This is a genomic window from Thiocapsa rosea, assembly GCF_003634315.1.
GTDB lineage: Bacteria > Pseudomonadota > Gammaproteobacteria > Chromatiales > Chromatiaceae > Thiocapsa > Thiocapsa rosea.
The window spans coordinates 5,414,515-5,433,368 of record NZ_RBXL01000001.1; the positions used below are offsets into that span (position 1 = coordinate 5,414,515).

General features: G+C 61.4%; 16 protein-coding genes and 1 pseudogene. 4 read left to right on the forward strand and 13 right to left on the reverse strand.

Going from position 1 to position 18,854, the window contains the following annotated elements; all coding sequences use genetic code 11:
- Window positions 1-283 precede the first annotated feature (283 nt).
- From BDD21_RS24120 to aspT, 12 genes and pseudogenes are all read right to left on the reverse strand, one after another.
- Window positions 284-1,525, reverse strand: coding sequence for an ammonium transporter (locus BDD21_RS24120; RefSeq protein WP_120799335.1), 1,242 nt, complete (start codon window positions 1,523-1,525; stop codon window positions 284-286).
- A gap of 24 nt (window positions 1,526-1,549) precedes the next feature.
- Window positions 1,550-1,951 carry a CrcB family protein gene (locus BDD21_RS24125; protein ID WP_120799336.1) on the reverse strand — a complete coding sequence of 134 codons (402 nt, stop codon included), beginning with the start codon at window positions 1,949-1,951 and terminating at the stop codon, window positions 1,550-1,552.
- A complete protein-coding gene (locus BDD21_RS24130; protein ID WP_120799337.1) occupies window positions 1,948-2,346 on the reverse strand; it encodes a fluoride efflux transporter FluC in 399 nt (132 codons plus the stop codon). Before BDD21_RS24130 ends, BDD21_RS24125 begins: the two co-directional genes overlap by 4 nt.
- Before the next feature lie 49 nt (window positions 2,347-2,395).
- On the reverse strand, window positions 2,396-3,430 hold the full coding sequence (gene yut, locus BDD21_RS24135) for an urea transporter (protein ID WP_120799338.1): 1,035 nt from the start codon (window positions 3,428-3,430) through the stop codon (window positions 2,396-2,398).
- Window positions 3,431-3,441: 11 nt separating this feature from the next.
- Window positions 3,442-4,353 (reverse strand): urease accessory protein UreD, encoded by a 912-nt coding sequence (locus tag BDD21_RS24140; RefSeq protein ID WP_120799339.1) that lies wholly within the window; start codon window positions 4,351-4,353, stop codon window positions 3,442-3,444.
- Between the two features lies 1 nt (window position 4,354).
- Window positions 4,355-4,987 carry an urease accessory protein UreG gene (gene ureG / locus BDD21_RS24145; protein WP_120799340.1) on the reverse strand — a complete coding sequence of 211 codons (633 nt, stop codon included), beginning with the start codon at window positions 4,985-4,987 and terminating at the stop codon, window positions 4,355-4,357.
- Window positions 4,988-4,999: 12 nt separating this feature from the next.
- Window positions 5,000-5,743 (reverse strand): urease accessory protein UreF, encoded by a 744-nt coding sequence (locus BDD21_RS24150; RefSeq protein WP_120799341.1) that lies wholly within the window; start codon window positions 5,741-5,743, stop codon window positions 5,000-5,002.
- Window positions 5,721-6,398 carry an urease accessory protein UreE gene (locus BDD21_RS24155; protein WP_120800110.1) on the reverse strand — a complete coding sequence of 226 codons (678 nt, stop codon included), beginning with the start codon at window positions 6,396-6,398 and terminating at the stop codon, window positions 5,721-5,723. The genes BDD21_RS24150 and BDD21_RS24155 overlap by 23 nt, the downstream gene beginning before the upstream one ends.
- A 5-nt stretch (window positions 6,399-6,403) precedes the next feature.
- Entirely contained in the window at window positions 6,404-8,125 is a 1,722-nt protein-coding gene (locus BDD21_RS24160; protein WP_120799342.1) for an urease subunit alpha, read from the reverse strand.
- Window positions 8,126-8,272: 147 nt separating this feature from the next.
- Window positions 8,273-8,551, reverse strand: a pseudogene (gene ureB / locus BDD21_RS29135) (urease subunit beta); the annotation flags it as partial.
- A gap of 139 nt (window positions 8,552-8,690) precedes the next feature.
- Window positions 8,691-8,993: an urease subunit gamma gene (locus BDD21_RS24170; protein ID WP_120799344.1), complete on the reverse strand. Its 303-nt coding sequence runs from the start codon at window positions 8,991-8,993 to the stop codon at window positions 8,691-8,693.
- A 424-nt stretch (window positions 8,994-9,417) separates the two neighbouring features.
- Window positions 9,418-11,106, reverse strand: a complete 1,689-nt coding sequence (gene aspT, locus BDD21_RS24175; RefSeq protein ID WP_120799345.1) for an aspartate-alanine antiporter — start codon at window positions 11,104-11,106, stop codon at window positions 9,418-9,420.
- A gap of 627 nt (window positions 11,107-11,733) precedes the next feature.
- Between aspT and BDD21_RS24180 the strand changes: the two genes are divergently transcribed.
- The 3 genes from BDD21_RS24180 to cydB all read left to right on the forward strand — a co-directional run bounded on the left by BDD21_RS24180 (window position 11,734) and on the right by cydB (window position 15,615).
- Window positions 11,734-13,005 (forward strand): NAD(P)/FAD-dependent oxidoreductase, encoded by a 1,272-nt coding sequence (locus BDD21_RS24180; protein ID WP_120799346.1) that lies wholly within the window; start codon window positions 11,734-11,736, stop codon window positions 13,003-13,005.
- An 83-nt stretch (window positions 13,006-13,088) separates the two neighbouring features.
- Entirely contained in the window at window positions 13,089-14,603 is a 1,515-nt protein-coding gene (locus BDD21_RS24185; protein WP_120799347.1) for a cytochrome ubiquinol oxidase subunit I, read from the forward strand.
- 1 nt (window position 14,604) lies between these two features.
- The gene (cydB, locus tag BDD21_RS24190) at window positions 14,605-15,615 is read left to right on the forward strand and encodes a cytochrome d ubiquinol oxidase subunit II (protein ID WP_245969791.1); all 1,011 of its coding nucleotides are present in this window, start codon (window positions 14,605-14,607) and stop codon (window positions 15,613-15,615) included.
- A 78-nt stretch (window positions 15,616-15,693) separates the two neighbouring features.
- Here the strand turns inward: cydB and BDD21_RS24195 are convergent, their stop codons facing one another.
- Window positions 15,694-16,824, reverse strand: coding sequence for a helix-turn-helix transcriptional regulator (locus BDD21_RS24195; RefSeq protein ID WP_120799348.1), 1,131 nt, complete (start codon window positions 16,822-16,824; stop codon window positions 15,694-15,696).
- 729 nt (window positions 16,825-17,553) lie between these two features.
- On the opposite strand from BDD21_RS24195, the gene BDD21_RS24200 reads away from it, so the two are divergent.
- Window positions 17,554-18,813, forward strand: a complete 1,260-nt coding sequence (locus BDD21_RS24200; protein WP_120799349.1) for a carbohydrate porin — start codon at window positions 17,554-17,556, stop codon at window positions 18,811-18,813.
- The last annotated feature ends 41 nt before the right edge of the window (window positions 18,814-18,854 follow it).

Sequence of the window (18,854 nt, forward strand, 5' to 3'; positions counted from 1 at the left end):
AAAAGTATTAAAAAAGGTGATGAGCGTCGTGCCTCAGCCGGTGATTTTCGAGCTGGCGGGCTCACGGATTGAGCCACCCCCCGGCGCACACTACGGGCATCTCCACCCGCAGCGAGGCGACGGCGATGCCGCAGAACCCGAGTAACCATCCCCCGGCAAAGCGGGGGTGGAATTCGTGAGCCGCTCAAAGCGGCAAGGGGTCGCTCGGCTACGGGCGGGTCCGGTTGCGAAAAAGCATACAGGAAGTTTGCGGCAGGCCGACCGGCCTGCCGCGGCTCGTCCGTCAGCTCCGGGGGGTGCGGTCAATGCCCCAGAGATCAAAGGCATCTTCACCGAACATTGCCTGGTCAAGCCCCTCGCGCTGGATTTTCTCCGCCACTCGCAATGTGCCCGTCATGTCGATCGCCTTGAGGATGATGAACGTCACGATCGAGGCATAGGCGGCAACTACGAAGACGGCGAAGGCTTGCACACCGAGCTGGCGGAAGCTGGCCTCGACTTCGTTGATGGCGGAGCTCGCCATGAAGCCGATCATCAGCGCGCCGGTCATGCCGCCGACGCCGTGTGCCCGCCAGACCTCAAGCGTATCGTCGATCTTGAGCCAGCTCTGCACCGCTTTCGCGTGATAGCAGATCGTAGCCCCGACCGCGCCGATCACAACCGCAGCGCTGGGTTCGACGTAGCCGGATGCCGGGGTGATCGTCGCAAGGCCTGCGACGGCGCCAACGAGAACGCCCGAAAAGCTAGTCCGGCCATCTTTCCGCCACTCCCAGAACATCCACACCAGCATAGCAACCGAGCCTGCAAGCATTGTGTTGGTGAAGGCGTAGGTCGCCAGCGCGTTCGCGGCATAGGCGCCGCCGGCGTTGAAGCCGAACCAGCCGAACCACAGAAGGCCCGCCCCCAGAGCGACCATTCCAAGGCTGACCGGGTGGCCCGGCCCGTCGCCCGGGGCGGTCTTTCGCTTGCCGAGGTAGGCCGCGGTCACCAGCGCCGAGAACCCGGCCGCGGTGTGAATGACAATGCCCCCCGCGAAGTCGACCACGCCAAGCTTCGACAGGAAACCGCCGCCCCAGATCCAGTGCGCCGCCGGCAGGTAGACCAGGATCGTCCAGATCGCGATGAAAAACAGATAGGCACCGAAGCGGAACCGGCCCACGAAGGCGCCGGTAATGAGCGCCGGGGTAATGATGGCGAACATCATCTGGTAGCCGAAGATCAGCATGAACGGCACGTTCGCGGCGAACTCCGGGTTCGGTTCGACACCGACGTGGTACATCCCGAAGTAGGTGCGGATGTCGCCGATGACACCGCCGATGCTTGGTCCGAAGGCCAGGCTGAACCCACCGAAGACCCAGATCATCCCGACCACGCCCATGCAGACGAAGTTCTGGATCATGATCGACAGGACGTCGCGCTGTTTCACCAGGCCGCCGTAAAACAGCGCAAGCGCCGGCGTCATCAAACAGACTAGTGCGGTGCACATGAGCACGAAGGCGGTATCGCCGGAGTTAATCGTTTCCATTGTTGTCCTGTTCCTCTCGTTACATTAAGGCTCGCGATCTGCGGGTGCTGCTCCGAGGTTGCCGGCGCGTAAGCCAAGAATTACCGCGCCGAAGCCAACGGCAAGACTTAGCCCGACATAGAGGACCGAGCTAAGCGGTCCAGGCCCCGTTCTGTCCATGAGTTGCACGGCGGCAAGAACGAAACTCGAGAAGGTTGACAATCCTCCCATCACGCCCGTACCGATGAGGACATAGAGGCCGTCATTCAGCAGCTTGCGCCGATGGAGGGAGAAGCCGAGACCAAGCAGGAACGACGCCACCACATTGGCGGTGAAGATATCCAGCGGGAACCCGTCAGGTCCCGTGCCCACGGTCAGCATCAGGAACTCGCGCAGAAGCGCGCCGACGGCGCCACCGATCATGACAAACATCACGGTGTTGATCATGCCGCCCCCACGAGATTGCCCAGAAGGATGCCCAGCGCGGCCGCGATCCCGCCGACCACGACCGACGCGAGCAGATAGAGCGCGGCGTAGCGCGCGCCCGACTTCGTCGCCAGTGTCGCCGCATCGAGTTGCATGCTGCTGAACGTTGTGTAGCCCCCCAGAAATCCGGTCAGCACGCCCGAAGTGAGCACATCACCATATCGGACGGTGAAATCGAGCCCGAAGAGCGTCGCGAGGAAGCCGATTACGAAGGCCCCGCTGACGTTGACCAGGAACGTGCCAAGGGGGAAGCGGTCTTTGTGCCAATGCTCGCCGACTGCCTTGCCGACAGCCCAGCGTAACAGCGACCCCAGCCCGCCGCCGACTCCGACAAGAAGAACATCAACCGGGGTCATTTGTGAAATACCTGTAGCATGCTCAACCCTCTGATTCTGCGATCCGATTTCACTTGGCCGCATCGCCTCCGACGACACCATTGGCGATCTTGTCGTGCGGATGCGGCTTGAGATTTGCCTTAGGCAGAAGAAACAGCCAGGTCACGAACACGAAGGGGGCCGTGAAGGTGGGGATACCGATCGGTGCGAAAGCGGCATCCATCGCCCCCTGAACGATCACCGTGAAGATCGTCCCAAGGAGCGTGAAAAGAGCCACGCGCCACGACGGCGCATAGAAGACGCAGCCCAGTGCGACCGCCGTCAGTACGGCGCTGAAACCGTAGAGGCCCCCGGAGATGTCCGACAGGCTGGCGCCGAGGGCGAGCGAAGTGACGAGTGCGATGGCCGCGCCTGCAAGCGCGAGGCCGGCAGCCCAAAGCGACGAGACCGCAAGGCCGATCACGACCAGGATGCCACTAAGCCAGTCGTCGATCAGGAAGACCTGCGCCGGGCCTTTCAGCCAGGCCTCGAGCAGCGGCAGGGCTTGGCTTGCCGCCTCGGCAGTCGAGAACGGAGAAGTCGACATACTGTTTGGCAGGGCTGGCGGCCCCATTCCATCAATGGTGACAGCGCCGAACGAATACGCTCCCAACATCAAGAACCAGGTCGTCAGGACGAAGGGGAAGGTCAGCGCCGGGGTACCCCAGGTCTTCATCACATTGGCGATGGCAAGCATCGCCACGGTCGAGGTCGCTGCGCCAATCACGAGAAGCGCCCACATGGCCAGCGAGGGTTCGATGAACGTCGGAACGGCGCAGCCGACGAGCATTCCATTGAAGCCGAAGAGCCCCTGTCGCAGCGAGTCCTCGTCGGCGTCGAGGAGCATCGCGGTGACGGTGGCGACGACCAGGGCGACGAAGGCACCGATAGCGATCTGCGGCGCGCCGCCTGAAATGGCGCCCCAGGTGATCGCGGCAAGAAAGAACAGGCCGGTCAGCGGGTTGTTCTGGAAAATGACCTGACCCGCGCCACGTAGGTTGACATCGATGAATCGGACGAAGGCATTGCCTTCGACGATCCTCATCCATCGCACGGTATTGTCCATGTATTTCGACCTCACGCCCAAAGAAAACGGTCGGGCAATGCGCAGCCGGTAGCCGCGAGGCGCGCCTGGCGCCAGAACTCACGCAGAACGGCGACCACCGGAGCCGCCTCCATGCCCAGCGCCTTGACGATGACCCCGGCATCGTTTGGCAACCGGCTTGCGCCGAAGGCGACTCCAAGCGCCTCGTCGTAGGTCGGCGCGGCGGCGTCGAAAAGGGTGTCGACGACCGGCTTCGGCGCAAGAACGATCAGGTTTCCGAACATGTGGAACGGACCCATTATCCCCAGCACGTCAACTGGCCCGCGGCCGGGTTCGACCACGAATTTTTCCGCGAAGAGCAGACGTCCGCCCGGCCGTACCGCGCGGACGAAAGACGAGAAGAGGTCATAGGCGAAGACTTCGCCGCGCTCGCCATAGTATTTGCGTCCGGCCATCAGCACTTCGGAGTAGACAAGCGTCGCGGTCGGGTCGATCTCGATCAGTGTCTCTTGGGCGAAACGCGAGTTTCGGTGCGGAATGACAGGATGCGGGATGTATTCGAGGTAGGAATTTGCTCCCAAGCGGATTGTCTGGGTCTGGGTGGCGTGGTTGGTGTCCATCTCCTGGATACGGGTCGCTGACTGCGTCGTGACATGGGCCTGCGACTGGGGCGCAAGGTCGATCTCAATGCGGTTGCGGTCGCCCTGGAGCACCCCGCCCGCATTCGAGATCATGCAGACGCACGGCAGGCCCGGCATCTCCTCGTCCCAATAGAGGGCTTGCTGGACGATAAACGGCGCTCGCCGATGCAGCGTCGACAGGACCGTGCGATCAGCCCGCGGCTCGAACCCGAGCCGCAGGAAGGCCGACTTTCCGAACGAGCCCGACGGGAGTTGCCTTGGCTCGTCCTGGAAACGCGAAAGTTCGCGCGCCGCACTGCGCATGTCAGGCCTGCGGATCGAACTCGTCGAAAAGCACGTTCTGGCGGATTAGGCGCACAAGATCTTCAATACCTTCGCCCTTCATGCAGTTGGTGAAGACGAAGGGCTTTGTTCCCCGCATGAGCTTCGCATCGCGATCCATGACCTCGAGGCTTGCGTGCACATAGGGGGCGATATCGGTCTTGTTGATCACGAGGATATCCGACTTCGTGATGCCGGGGCCATTTTTGCGCGGGATCTTGTCGCCGGCGGCAACGTCGATCACGTAGATGAAGAAGTCGATCAGCGCGGGGCTGAAAGTCAGGGTCAGGTTGTCGCCGCCGCTCTCGAGCAGCAATATGTCCGAGTCGGGAAACTTGGCCTCCATCTCTTCGACAGCCGCGAGGTTCATGCTGGGGTCTTCCCGTACGGCGGTATGCGGGCAGCCACCCGTTTCAACACCGAGGATGCGATCCTCGATAAGGATGCCCTTGAGCGTGCGCTGGACATGCTTCGCGTCTTCGGTCGTGACGACGTCGTTCGTCACAACAAGCACGCGCTTCCCGAGATCCACGAGAATGGGAGTGATGGCTTCGATGATCGCGGTCTTCCCGGAGCCGACCGGCCCCCCGATACCGATGCGAGGTATCCTTTTCATTTCGCGTTCCCGTCAGTTCATGAACATTCGTAGATGGCCCTTCACGTGCAAGGCCGCGAGGATATCGGTCACCGGCGCGAAACCGGCCATGTCGTCGAGCGTTGCGCCTTCGATGGCGGCATAGGCCTCGGGGACCTTCTCCATGCTGCGCCAGAGGATGCTCTGCGTCTCGACGAAGGAGACGCGCATCAGGCGAAGCGCCGCGCCGAGGATCGCCGTGGCGAGGCTGTAATTCAGAAGGGCGAAGGCCTCCTCGTCGGAGCGAATTCCGACACCGGCGCTTGTCGCCGCAAGGCTTGCGGGGTGGGTTCCCGGCGTCCGGCCGTCGCGGATGCGCCCCAGCCATTCCACGTTGATCGGGTCACCGACCACGTGGGCCGACAATTCGACCAGCTTGCGCCCCATACGCACCGACATGAGCCGAGTCTCCTCGTTCAGCTTCCGGGCGTTGATCTCTTCGTCCACAGCGGACAGCGCGTCGAGGTCCTGCGCCTCTAAGGCGCGGAAGGCACAGACCAGCCCCACCCCATCGCCGGAAGCCGAGATCCGCAAGGCCGCATCGAGGAAGGCTTCCAGCGTCTCGACGTTGTGGACGAGACCGATTTCGGTCGCCGTTTCCAGACCGCTTGAGAACGAGAACCCCCCGATGGGCAGCGCCGAGTCGCCGAACTGCAGCAGACGCAGCAGATCGGCCATCGACCGCCGAGCCCTCAGATGCTCGATCGGGTTGCCGTCAGGCGACACGATTGCCTTCATGGGCCTGGCCCGACTCCTTCGTGTGATCGTGGTCATGCGAATGGTCATGCCCGTGGTGAGTGCGGTTATGGCCATGATCGTGCCCGTGCCCGTGCCCGTGCCCTTGCCCGTGGGCGTGCGACGGCGCGCTGGCGCCCCCGAACAGCCGCCGGGCTTCGTGCGGCGTCATGTAGGGAATGACCTCCAGGCCGGGGCGAAAGTCATACCGGATCATCGGGAAGGCGTGGGTCTTCATGACCGACGCCATGATCTTGCGGTCGACCGTAACCGGCACAAAGATACGGGTTCCGTTCACAACTGCCGGCCAGTGCTGGTTGCCCAGCGCGTGGCCCAGCTCGAACAAGGTACGCGACGCGGTTTCGAGATCAGCCGACGCTTCGCCTTCGATCTCCACGACCATGACGTCGTTCAGGTCAATGCGGGCGACGATGGCTCTCCGTGCGGCTTCATCCCAAACCAGGATGTCTCCGTCACGCAGGTGACTTGTCCGGTCGAGAGACATCGCTAGTTCCACGCCGCCGACCGTGCTCTTCCGAAGCCTGCTTTTCTGCGCTTCCCACTGGTCCAGCGGAAAAATGTCGATCTCGGCGCCGTCGATGGCGCCTTTCCATTCGGGGTCTTTCAAGTTTCCGACAATTGTTTCGACGAGGATCATGGGCATCAGCTAAAAAAATAGAGGTGGTTGAGCGAGATGTCTTTGGGCGGCTGCACGGTCGCGTGCTCGCCGTCCACCGTGACCGCGAAGGTCTGCGGGTTTACCTCGATTTCCGGCATGTAGCTGTTCCGGACCATGTGCGGCTTACCGACAACCCGGGTCTGCGTGACCGGTAGGAGTGGACGCTCAAGCCCGTACTTCTTGCCGATGTTCTCGTCGATTGCCGCGCGGGATACAAAGCTGAACCCGCTTCTGGCGAGCATGCCGCCAAAGGCGCCAAACATCGGACGATAGTACATCGGCTGTGGTGTCGGCAGCGATGCGTTGGGATCGCCCATGTTCGCCCAGACGACAGCGCCGGCCTTCACCACGAGCTTTGGCTTTGCGCCGAAAAAGGCGGGCTCCCAAAGCACGAGGTCGGCGATCTTGCCGGGCTCGATCGAGCCGATGTAGGTCGACACGCCTGCAGCGATCGCCGGGTTGATCGTGACCTTGGCCATGTAGCGCAGCACGCGGAAGTTGTCGTTGTCCGACGCATCCTCCGGCAGCTTGCCGCGCGCCTGCTTCATCGCGTCGGCGGTCTGGACCGCGCGCAGATAGTTCTCGCCGATCCGCCCCATCGCCTGGCTGTCCGACCCGATCATTGATATCGCGCCCATGTCGTGCAGCACGCTTTCGGCCACGATGGTCTCGGCGCGCACACGGCTTTCGGCGAAGGCGACGTCTGACGGGATCTTCGGGTTCAGGTTGTGGCAGACCATGATCATGTCGAACAGCTCGGCCACCGAGTTCTGACCGCAGGGCAGCGTGGGGTTGGTCGAGCTTGGCAGCACGTTCGACTGAGAGACGACCTTCAAGAGGTCGGGTGCATGTCCGCCGCCCGCACCTTCGGAGTGATAGGTGTGGATCGTCCGTCCGTCGAAGGCGGCGATGGTATCCTCGACGTAGCCGCCTTCGTTCAGCGTGTCGGTGTGGACTGCGACCGAAACGTCGAAATCGTCGGCGACCGTTAGAGCCGAGCGGATGGCCGACGCGGTCGAACCATAGTCTTCGTGGACCTTGAAGCCCGCCGCCCCGGCCTTGAGCTGCTCGACCAGAGGGGCGCGGCCAGTGCAGTTGCCTTTGCCGTAAAGCCCGAAGTTTACCGGCAGGCCCTCGACCGCGCGCAGCATCATGGCAAGGTTCCAGGGGCCGTTCGTCGTCGTCACCCCGTTGGAGCCGTCGACAGGACCGATACCGCCGCCCCAGAGCGTGGTGATGCCGTTCGAGAGTGCAGCATAGACCTGCTGTGGCGAGATGTAGTGAACGTGGGTGTCCATCCCGCCCGCGGTCAGGATCAGATGCTCGCCTGAGATCGCGTCCGTCGACGTTCCGGTGGTAAGGCCGGGCGTGACGCCATCCATGGTCGACGGGTTGCCCGCCTTGCCGATGCCGACGATCTTGCCATCCCGGATGCCGACGTCGGCCTTCACCACGCCCTGGATTGCGTCGATGATCGTCACGTTCGTGATCACCAGGTCGAGGCAGCCGGCCTCCCAAGTCAACTGGTTGTCCGACCCGAGGCCATCGCGCAGCGTCTTGCCGCCGCCGTACTGCAACTCATCGCCATAGACCGCGCGGTAGTCCTTTTCGATCTCGACGTAGAGGTCGGTATTGCCGAGCCGGATCTTGTCTCCGCTCGTCGGGCCATAAAGATCCGCATACTGGCGGCGGGACATTTGTGTCATCGGAGCGCCCTCGATCTACTTGGATTTCGGTTTGGATTTCGCCGAGTCGGCGTCGGACGCCATCGACTTGAATCCGAGCTTCGACGCCCGTTCGAGCGCGGCGTCGAGGTTGGGGCGATAATCCGGGTGCGGCCCGTCTCCCGTCCAACCGTCGACAAGGTTGTTGAAGCCAAGGATGAAACGCTTACCGCCGAAGGGGACCAACGAGACTTCCTTCTCGTCGCCGGGTTCGAAGCGGACGGCGGTGTTGGCCGGAATGTCGAGCCGCTGGCCGAACGCGGCTTCGCGGTCGAACTGAAGGTAGCGGTTGACCTCGAAGAAGTGGAAATGCGACCCGACCTGGATCGGGCGGTCTCCGGTGTTCCGGACCTTTATCGCGGTGCGCGGGCGGCCCGGATTGATCTCGATCGGCTCGCGCTTCAACACATACCCGCCGAGTGGATGAACAGCCTTATGCTGCGTCTTTTCATGGTTGGGCTGTGGATGCTGGTGCTTATCGGAGTCAGTCGCCATCTCGTTCCTCACATGTCTGGTAGGACGCAGTTCCGAACCGGTCGGGAAGGCATTATGTGATCGGGTTGTGGAGGCTGACGAGACGGCTGCCGTCGCTGAACACCGCCTCCACCTGGATCAGCGGCAGGAGATCGGGCACCCCCGGCATCACCTCGTCCGAGGTCAGTACAGAGCGCGCGCCATCCATGACCTCTTCCACGGTCTTGCCCTCGCGCGCGCCCTCGAGAACATAGTGGCAGAGCACCGCCACGGTCTCCGGATGGTTTAGCTTTATGCCTCTCGCCTGCCGCTTCAGCGCGACATCGGCGAGCATGTGGATCATGAGCTTGTCGAACTCACGGGGCGTAAGGTGCATTTCTCCCTCCAGGCATCAGGGACATTGATCCGAAGAATCGCTTCTGCGGAAGGTTCCAGTCCGGAATATTTAATGTGAAGAGTTTCCTACTTGTCAATTACGACAGATGGGAAATCTGAGTCGCCCTGATCGTCTTCACAGGTTGATGCTGAACCAGTTTCTTAATCATCGTCCAACGTGCGGGAGTGCGCGTCAATGTCCTATATGGGATAAAGATCGCCCCTAGTCCCACGGTCACCCAGTCACCCAGTCCCCAAGGTGCGCTGCTTGGGTGGGGTGAGAGGTCAAGGCCCGAAAAAAGGGCGGACCAGCCGCGCGCACTGTCCTCTGCTCTTCGCGCGCGTTGCGGAGCAATGGATCGGGGTGGGGGCATGTCGGACAGATGCGGGGCGAGGGCCATCGGCACCCCTCTCGCAACCCGCGCTCAACTGAGCAACACGATCACAATGCCGAACAGCGTCAGGATGATGCTTGAGGTCGCATAGGCGACGGAATAGCCAATGGCTGGCACGTCGCTTTGCGACTTGTCTGTAATCATGCTGAGCGCGGCGGCGGCGGTGCGTGAACCCGCACAACAACCGAACAGGATCGCGTCATCGAAGCGGAATAGATACTTTCCGATATAGATTGATAGCAGCATGGGCACGGCTGCTGCAGCGATGCTCCACAGCACAAACACATACCCCAGTTCTTTCAGCCCGTCAATGACGCCGGGGCCAGCGCTAAGACCAACAACGGCAATAAACATGTTTAGGCCGATTGAGCTCATAAACCAGGTCGTCGCCCGCGGCACCCGACCAAAAGCAGGCCGGACAGAGCGCAGCCAGCCAAAGAGCAGGCCGACCAGAAGCACGCCGCCCGCCGTGGACAGTGTCAGCGGTATCGAGCCAACGTTCAGTGTCAGCGCGCCAATCAGCGCACCAAGGGTGATCGCTGCACCGATGAAGGCAATATCGGCACGCTCGGTCTCGCGGTCGAGATAACCGAGTTTTCCGGCAATAGCCGAAATATCCGCCGGGCGGCCAATCACCGAAACCACGTCTCCGCGATAGAGTCTTGTGTCTGGAAGAATCGGGATCGACACCGACATCGCGCCTCTGCGGATCGCGGTTAAGAAGATGCCGCGCGTATCCGGCAGTTGAGCGAGCTCAGCGAGCGTCTGGTTGTGGATATTTTTCGCCGTGATCAGGATGTCAGTGCCCTCGACATGAACACCAAGAAGCTCCGGGTCATCCACTTCCGCGAGAACTTGACCGACATTCTCCAGAAGGATGCTGCGCGAGCCTGAAATGGCGATGACATCGCCTGCCTCGAGCACAGTGGCCGTCGTTGCTTCGATGATCGCGTCTTTGCGACGAAGACGTGCGATAAATAGGCGGTGATTTTCAAAGAAGTGTTCGGCCTGCACGATTGTGAGCCCGACCATTGCTGAATCAGCATCAATACGATAGGCGCGTGCGACAAATTGGTGCCATGCTGTGCCTCGACCGCTTCGATCCGTTTCTCCACCGACACGTTTTATATAGTGACGACAGGCCGCGGGGAGGTCGATCCGAAGCAGCTTTGGACCGAGAAGGCCAAGAACGATGACAGAGCCGAATGTGCCGATGACATAGCTGATTGAAAAGGCGGCGGGCAGCATGTGGATGCTATCGGCTTTGACGGAATCTGCAAGCGCGGAATGCTCAATTGCGGTCTGTGACAGCCCAAGCGCCGACGACGTCGTTGTGGATCCGGCATAAAGGCCTGCCGCGATACCGACATCATAGCCAGCAAGCTTGACCACCAGATAGACGGAGCCAAGGCTCAAGACGCAAACCAAAGCGGCGAAAAGCGCCTGCTGAAACCCGCCCGAAAACAGGCCGCGCACGAATTGCGGTCCAGCGCTGTAGCCAACCGCAAAGAGGTAGAACGCGAAGAAGATGGTCTTCACATCGGCAGAGATCGTGATGCCGATTTGACCGATCAACAGCGCGGCGAGCAGCGTGGCGGTCACGTCTCCCAGAGAGATGCCGGCGATCTGAACCCGGCCAACCGAATAGCCGATAAGTAGCGACAGAAAGAGCGGGATTTCAACATTGTCGCGAACTGTCGATAACAACCATTCCGTCATCGCACGGCGGCTCCGATTTCTCTGTAACGAGCGGGAACGCCAAGCGCCGCTGATCGTTAGGTATACGCTGAATGAATACGATAGCTGTGGTGCTGGGTGAGGTCAAGGTTCGGAATCCGCGGCAGAGATTCGAACAGCTGCGGCCTGATCTCAGCGGCCTGCGCTCGCCAGGCAGCATCGCCCGGCGACAACGGGCCGAAGAGTGAGTGTTCCGGGCCGGCGCGACAGATGGTGCGGTAACGATCGTCGGCGCGCTCGGGTCGTCAGTCACGTTACGCCCACACGTGTCTCCGGCTCTTCGAGCATGGAGCAGCGCGAGTGGGTATCCAGGGGCGATCTTTATCCAAAATAGGACATTGACGCGCGCTCTCCCATGCTGAACGATGATCGTGAAACGAGGAGCCGATCTCGGTCGACCATCTGGTCATGCTGATTGGTGATCTCTTCGGCGTCGAGAGGCTTCGCTTACTGGACGGTCGGGCACTGTTGATATGATGCGCTAAAGCGGGCGTTGATGAGCGCCGTGGCGACATGCCCTCGCGCAGGTTCAGGCATCAATCAATCGTCGCGTGTGTTACGGCCAACGATAGAAATTTCGATCAGCGACCATGACCGGAGCGAATAACGATGGCAAATAAACCTCACGTGTTAATCCTCGGCGGCAACTTCGCAGGCCTCGGCGCAGCCCAGAAGATCAGGGACTGCGCCGGCGACTCGGTCGCGATGACGGTCATCGATCGTAAAGCCTATCTGGATTATATCCCGAATATTCCGCTCGAGATCTTCGAGGGCCGCGATCCGGCGGTGACGATGAACATGCCTCTCGTCGAGACCCTCGCCCGGGATGCGATCGGCTTCCAGCAGGCCGAGGTTCTGGGGATCGATCTCGAGAGCCGGAGGGTCGAGGTGCGTCCGAGTGAACGGCCCGGCGCGCCGGCCTATGATCTGACTTACGATTTTCTGGTGATCGCCCTTGGCGCTCGACTCGCATTCGACGAGATCGAGGGGTTCGCCGAATATGGGCATACCGTCACCGATGCCTTCCATGCGAACCGGCTGATCAGCTACCTTAGGAACGCTTATCAGGGCGGACCAATCGTGGTCGGCTCCGATCGCTTCGAGCAGGGCAAGCGGGGGCGGCCCGCTTGGCTCAAGACTGCCCTGGCGGCCTGCGAGGGGCCACCGGTCGAGGTCTCGTTGGCGCTGGCCCATTGGCTGACCCAGCACGGCAAGGGCAGCGCCAAAAACATCACCATGTTTACGCCGGCTGGACTGATCGCGGAAGATGCCGGCGAGAAGGTCGTCGGGCAACTTCTCGACGTCGCCGGCAAGATGGGCTTCGGGTACGTCAACAAGACCGAAGGCATCCAGCGACTCACCGCGGATGGGATCGAGTTCCGTGACGGCCGCCAATTGCCGGCCGAGTTGAAGATCGTCTTTCCGAATTGGAAGCCCCACGCATTCCTGAAGTGCCTGCCGATTGCCGATGAGGTCGGCTTCATCGTCACCGACATGCAGATGTCCAATCCCGATTACCCGGAGGTCTTTGCCTGTGGCGATGCCGCCGCGCTCACGGTCCCGAAGCTCGGCGCAATCGGCCATCAGGAGACGGAGGTCGTCGGTCGACAGATCGCCAAGCGGGTCGGCAAGATGACGCCCGAGGAGGCCGATAAGCCATGGATGCCGGCGGTTGTCTGCATCGGGGATATGGGAGGCGGCAAGGCCTTCTACATCCACGCGACCTCATGGTTCGGTGGCGATATCCAAGAGTTGCGGATGGGACATCTGCCCTATGCGCAGAAGTTGGCCTATAAGGAAATGTTCTTCGCCAACCATGGCCGCATGCCGAACTGGGGACTGCCGCTGGCCGAATGGTCTGCCGAGACAGTCAAAATCTAACCATGCCCGTCCAGTCGCGTTCGCCGACTGGACAATTCAGATGAGCGGACAGCTTCAGCTAATCGACTTCGCAAGGCGCCATCATGGATATCGATCCCGTTTCGGTCTCGCGGCTGCAGTTCGCCTTTACCGCCTCCTTTCACATCATCTTTCCAGCCTTCACCATCGGCCTCGCGGCCTGGTTGGCGACGCTGGAAGGGCTGTCGCTCGTCACCGGTCGTACTCTCTACCGGCGCCTTTTCGACTTCTGGCTCAAGGTCTTCGCTGTTGCCTTCGGCCTCGGCGTCGTCTCGGGGCTGGTGATGGCCTTCCAGTTCGGCACCAACTGGGGCGAGCTTTCGACCCGCGCAGGCCCGATTCAGGGGCCGTTGCTGGCCTACGAATCCTTCACCGCCTTCCTGCTGGAGGCGACCTTTTTCGGCGTCTTGCTGTTCGGTCGCGGCCGGGTGCCCAGGTGGGCCTACTTCCTCTCGACCCTCATGGTCGCACTCGGCACAACCTTCTCGGCGTTCTGGATCATGGCCAACAACAGCTGGATGCAGGTGCCGGTGGGTTACGATCTGGTTGACGGCATCTTCACGCCGCGGGACTGGGCAGAGATCCTGCTGGACCCGGTGCTCTGGGTCCGATTCCCGCACATGCTGCTCGGCGCCTACCTGACCACGGCCTTCTGCGTTGCGGCCACCGGGGCCTGGTATCTCTTGCGCGACCGACACCTTGGCGAGGCGCGCGTCATGCTCGGCATGGGGCTTGGCATCGCCGCAGTGCTGATCCCCGCCCAGATCCTCTTCGGCCATCTCAACGGCGAATACACGGCCGAGCACCAACTCGGCAAGTTCACCACCATCGAGGGGCGCTGGCAGACCGAACAGCCGGCGCGACTGATTTTGTTCGCCTGGCCGGACATTGCCGAAGAGCGCAACCGCTTCGAGATCGCGTTGCCCGCTCTCGGCAGCTTCGTCGATCAGGGTAACTTCACCGCAAAAGAGCCCGGCATCGTGACGGTGCCGGCGGATGATCGCCCGCCCTTTCTGATCCCCTTCTATGGGTTCCGCATCATGGTCGGGTTGGGCTTGGTAATGCTGGCGTTATCCTGGGTCGGCCTCTGGCTGACGCTCCGTGGTCGTTTTCGCGGGCCGACACCGGGGCCGCGCTGGTTCCTCCGGGCGACCTTTCTTGCCTGGCCAAGCGGATTCATCGCCGTGCTCACCGGTTGGCTCACCGCCGAGGTCGGCCGGCAGCCCTGGGTCATCTATGGGGTCATGCGCACCGCCGAGGCCGTTACCCCGAGTCTGTCGAGCGGCGCCGCGCTGGCCTCGTTGACCGCCTATTTCCTGGTCTACGCACTGATCTTCTCGGCGGGCACCCTCTACCTGTATCGACTCCTGCGCGAGGGGCCGCTCGAGGATGGGCCTGAGTCGGAAGGCGGCCCATCGTCTCGCGCTCGGCCGGCAGCGCTCGGTGACCTCAATCCAGGTCGACCACTCGCGGTAGGCGGCCCCATTCCAGCAGCCAAGCGGCGGGCGATACGGAAGGCAACAGCGCCGAACCCGGGGCCGCGCAACCTCACCACAGACCCGGCCTCGACGGAGGCGTAACGTGATCGAGCACATCTCTTTCTCGCTGCCGTTATTCTGGAGCGTGGTGCTGGCCTTTGCGATCTTGGTCTATGTGCTGCTCGATGGCTTCGACCTGGGGGTCGGCATCCTCTTCGCACTCGACAGAGACGAGACGCACCGCCAGCAGATGATGGGCTCCATTGCGCCGGTCTGGGATGGCAACGAGACCTGGCTGGTGCTCATCGGCACCACCCTCTTCGGCGCCTTCCCGGTGGTCTATGCGATCTTCCTCGCGGCCTTTTACCTGCCGGTCGCGCTTCTGCTCGTGGCCCTGATCCTGCGAGGCGTCGCCTTTGAGTTCCGCTATAAAGACAAGCGCCACCGCTGGCTCTGGGACCTGGGCTTCGTCCTCGGCTCGGTGATCGCCGCGTTTATACAGGGCGCGGCGATTGGCGCCATGGTGGCCGGGATCGCGGTCCAGGACGGACGCTTCATCGGCGGCCCCTTCGATTGGCTCAGTCCCTTTTCAGTCCTCTGCGGTCTTGGGTTAGTCGTCGGATACGCGCTGCTCGGCGCCGGTTGGCTGGTGCTGAAGACCGAGGGCGGCCTGCGCGATTGGGCCTATGCTTGGCTGCCGCGGCTCCTGGCGGGGGTAATCGGTGTCGTCGTCCTGGCCCTGACCGCAACGCTCGTCGGGGACTTCGAGGTCGTCCGACGCTGGCTCGCGCAGCCCTGGCTGTTTGCGTTTCCGCTGCTCGCCAGCGCCGCCGCCTGGGGTCTCTGGCGCGGTGTCCAGGCGCGGCGTGACTGGCAGCCCTGGCTGATGGCCTCGGCGCTGTTCGTCACCGCGTTCGCGATGCTCGCCGGCAGCTTCTGGCCCTGGATCGTCCCCTATCACCTGACTGTCGAGCAGGCCGCGGCTCCAACCTCCTCGCTGAGCTTCCTGTTCTACGGCATCGGCCTGGTGGTGCTGCCGGTCATCATGGTCTACACCGCGGTTGTCTACTGGATCTTTCGTGGCAAGGTATCACCGGAGGCGATCAATGACTGAGCACACGTTGACCCTTCTGCGACCTGCCAATATCTCCGGCCTGCCACGCATGCGGCTCGTCCGCTCACCTCGCGGGTTTCAATCCAACGATATTCGTCCTAGATTGTAAATCTTTAGGGCAAGATGCACTTGACGATTCACCCCGGCTTTGCGAAATACGGTCTTGAGTACATTCCGAGCTGTTCCAACCGTAATCCCCAGTTTCTCGGCAGCCTTTTCAATTGGCATGCCGCAACCGATGAGGGATGCGAGCCTGGCCTCGCTAATGGTCAAATCCATGCAGTCTCGAAGCACCACCGGATCAACCTGCGTATCACGCATGAGCGGCGTCGCAAACACGATAGTCGCTGGGGCGGACCAGCGCCCGAAGCTCGCGCGCGCATCATTGCCGACAGGAGTTGCCCACACGACAAGCTGGGCTCCGTTCGTGCCGATCAGCACGCAGGGCTTCGGTGCCTTGCACTCCGATATGGCGAGGTGGGCTTTGGCGAGGTAGTTCTCGAGCTTCTCTCGCTCGCCGGCAACCCTCGCTATCAAGTATCCGTCGTCATTATAGAAATAGTCCTCGAATTGGGATTGGCCCGCTCGGTTGCTGAATAGGATGCGGCAGTCCGCGCTCAGCGTATGCATGCCTGCATCAATGGCGTCGAGTGCCTGTTTCAGGGCTGTCTCCATGCTTCCCATGTTCGACAGGCGCAACGAGATCCGCAAAGACTGCTCGACGTGTCGCCCGAGAAGCCCCAAGGTTTGCATTTCTTCGGAGGTAAAGGGTCCCTTGGCTTTGGCTCTCGGCACCGACACCACGACCAGATCGTGACGATCCGGGAGGATGATGCAGGACATCAGCCACCCGAAGCCCACGCGCCGAAAAAAGTCCGTGTAGATCGGATGACTCCGTATCTCCGATTCGCTTGCGACGGTTTGATCGCTCATCACCTCGAAGCCGCGCATGTTCAAGGCGATCGCGCGCTGCGCGTGTAAATCACGCTTCCACCACTGCTCATCCAAGTAGATGTTCACTGCCGAGCGCAGCTTTTCCGGATAGATAAAGGTCGACGTCGACTGGGTTTCGTAGAACAGGATGATGCTGCCTTCCCCATTGAAATAGTCTCCGATACATTCCAACGCATGAGGCCATCGCTCAGGGTTCAGACCTGCCGCGTAAATCGCCTCGATGGTTTCGCTTAGGACCTGCGTCTGCGCTTTCATCGGGATCCAACCTCCTCGGTAAATCGACACTATCTCGGAACATGCCTTTGGACATCACTCATGAATGGAGCAGCGCGACTGGGGGACTGGAGGCAATTTTTATCCAATTTAGGACATTGACGCGCGTTTCCGCCCGCTGGAAAATGTGCGGGAGAGGCAAGGCTATGGACCCATTGATGATCGACGTGACCGCTTGCGTGGCTGATGCCGCAGGGTACACGTGTTTTGCGTCGATTCTACGGTCGGTCGGGATCGCAAACCATTCGGACCGATGCGCGCACCTTTGATCTGCACATCGACGGAAACAGCCACTTTTTTGATCGCTTCTATTTTATCAATCGCTTGAACTGCGCCCAGCGCGGTATGCGTAGTGTGTCCGATTGGCTTGGCCGCGCCGGCTCCGATCATTGCCGGAGCCGGCGCGGTTTAAGGTATCAAAAAATATACAATTTTAAACCGCGTCTCCGCTAAGGGGCGGTGGACGCACAAGACGTTGAACTCACTCGAACGTGAGCATCTCGCTCTGGACGCGGTTTAGCTTGGATCGCAACCTGTTGCAGGTCACGCGACAGCCCCTACGAAGCGTCCGTTGCCGTCCACGCATTGTCGATCTCGCTGACTTGACGTCAACACGACCTCGCGATTGCGGCAACGATTCCGTCCTCCGAGATCGGCATCGCGACCATCGAGCTGCGGGGGCGTCTCGATCATAGAGTAAGGAGTCTCGTGATGCTAAGGCACGTCGCCGGAATTCTGCTGATCGTCGTCGGGACACCTGCACTCGCGCAGGCCAATGACCGGCAACCCCCCCTGTTGGGAACGACCGACGTCTCCGAGGTCCGAAAGATCGGCCGTCTGCACGATCGCATCGAGCGAGCAACCTGGTGGGAAGCGCTGAACCGCGACCTCACCGGCGCCTATGGCGCCTACTCAGGCTTCAAGAACCGGGTCAAGAAGGACACCGGCCTGTCGTGGAGCATGCCGGTGAGCTATTTGCAGCAATGGGGCACGCCTGACGGCGGCTCGACGGCCGGGCAGATCCTGGCAACGCCCGGACTGGATTGGGCGATGTTCCACAGCGAGACATTTGGTGCGGGCTCCTTGCAGGTGGCCTACACCTGGGTGCAATACCCTTGGCGCCAGACTGCGGCAGACATCGCCGACACTCTCGGGATCATTACGCCGATCAATGACTTCCCTGGAAACGGGGAGGATTCCTTCCCGCAACTGACCTATACCCATGCGTTGCCCGGCAACAGGCTGCTGCTGTCGATCGGTCAGTATCCGTTCTACAACTTCGATGGCAACCCGTATCTGGCCGATCAGCAGCAGAACTTCAACAATTACGTGTTCGCTCAGAACGGCAGCTCGACCTACCCGACCGCCGGTCTTGGCGCCTACACGCAAGTCAACCTGACCAGTACGGTCCAGCTTGCCGGTGGCTTCCAGAATGCGACCGACATCACCGGTGCGGACATCACAACCACTGGTTTTGGCGAAGACAACCTCGCGTGGTTCGGATACGCACAATGGACGCCAACGTTTCATGGTCTAGGCACCGCACAATATGCATTCACCTACTACGATGTGCCCGAGGTACCGGCGCAGCCCAACAGCAGCACCGGATGGTCGGTCAACGCCAGCCAAAACCTAAACGACACTTGGGCGATCTTCGGTCGCGCCAACGGCGCTTGGGGCTACCAGACACCGATACGGGCCTCCTACGCGATTGGCGGGGCCATGAACAATCCGCTCGGTCGCAGCAGGTTGGACCAGATCGGCTTGGCGATCGGATATGCCGAAGCGGCAGGCTCACCTGTGAATCCACCGGGTACTCGGGACGAACAGGTTGTGGAAGCGTACTGGAACTGGGAGTTCTTTGGTGGATTGCTCCTGACGCCGGACGTGCAGTACATCCGCAATCCGGCCACCGACACCGGACGCGACAGCGTCTGGGCGTTGTCGCTGCGCGCAACGCTGATGTTCTGATTCACCGGTTCACCAAACGGCCATGCATACACGTTATCTCC

Bases quoted from the DNA above. Each gene is read 5' to 3' on its own strand.
- BDD21_RS24120 (WP_120799335.1), bottom strand. From the start codon at position 1,525: ATGGAAACGATTAACTCCGGCGATACCGCCTTCGTGCTCATGTGCACC.
- BDD21_RS24125 (WP_120799336.1), bottom strand. From the start codon at position 1,951: ATGATCAACACCGTGATGTTTGTCATGATCGGTGGCGCCGTCGGCGCG.
- BDD21_RS24130 (WP_120799337.1), bottom strand. From the start codon at position 2,346: ATGACCCCGGTTGATGTTCTTCTTGTCGGAGTCGGCGGCGGGCTGGGG.
- yut (WP_120799338.1), bottom strand. From the start codon at position 3,430: ATGGACAATACCGTGCGATGGATGAGGATCGTCGAAGGCAATGCCTTC.
- BDD21_RS24140 (WP_120799339.1), bottom strand. From the start codon at position 4,353: ATGCGCAGTGCGGCGCGCGAACTTTCGCGTTTCCAGGACGAGCCAAGG.
- ureG (WP_120799340.1), bottom strand. From the start codon at position 4,987: ATGAAAAGGATACCTCGCATCGGTATCGGGGGGCCGGTCGGCTCCGGG.
- BDD21_RS24150 (WP_120799341.1), bottom strand. From the start codon at position 5,743: ATGAAGGCAATCGTGTCGCCTGACGGCAACCCGATCGAGCATCTGAGG.
- BDD21_RS24155 (WP_120800110.1), bottom strand. From the start codon at position 6,398: ATGATCCTCGTCGAAACAATTGTCGGAAACTTGAAAGACCCCGAATGG.
- BDD21_RS24160 (WP_120799342.1), bottom strand. From the start codon at position 8,125: ATGACACAAATGTCCCGCCGCCAGTATGCGGATCTTTATGGCCCGACG.
- BDD21_RS24170 (WP_120799344.1), bottom strand. From the start codon at position 8,993: ATGCACCTTACGCCCCGTGAGTTCGACAAGCTCATGATCCACATGCTC.
- aspT (WP_120799345.1), bottom strand. From the start codon at position 11,106: ATGACGGAATGGTTGTTATCGACAGTTCGCGACAATGTTGAAATCCCG.
- BDD21_RS24180 (WP_120799346.1), top strand. From the start codon at position 11,734: ATGGCAAATAAACCTCACGTGTTAATCCTCGGCGGCAACTTCGCAGGC.
- BDD21_RS24185 (WP_120799347.1), top strand. From the start codon at position 13,089: ATGGATATCGATCCCGTTTCGGTCTCGCGGCTGCAGTTCGCCTTTACC.
- BDD21_RS24195 (WP_120799348.1), bottom strand. From the start codon at position 16,824: ATGAAAGCGCAGACGCAGGTCCTAAGCGAAACCATCGAGGCGATTTAC.
- BDD21_RS24200 (WP_120799349.1), top strand. From the start codon at position 17,554: ATGCTAAGGCACGTCGCCGGAATTCTGCTGATCGTCGTCGGGACACCT.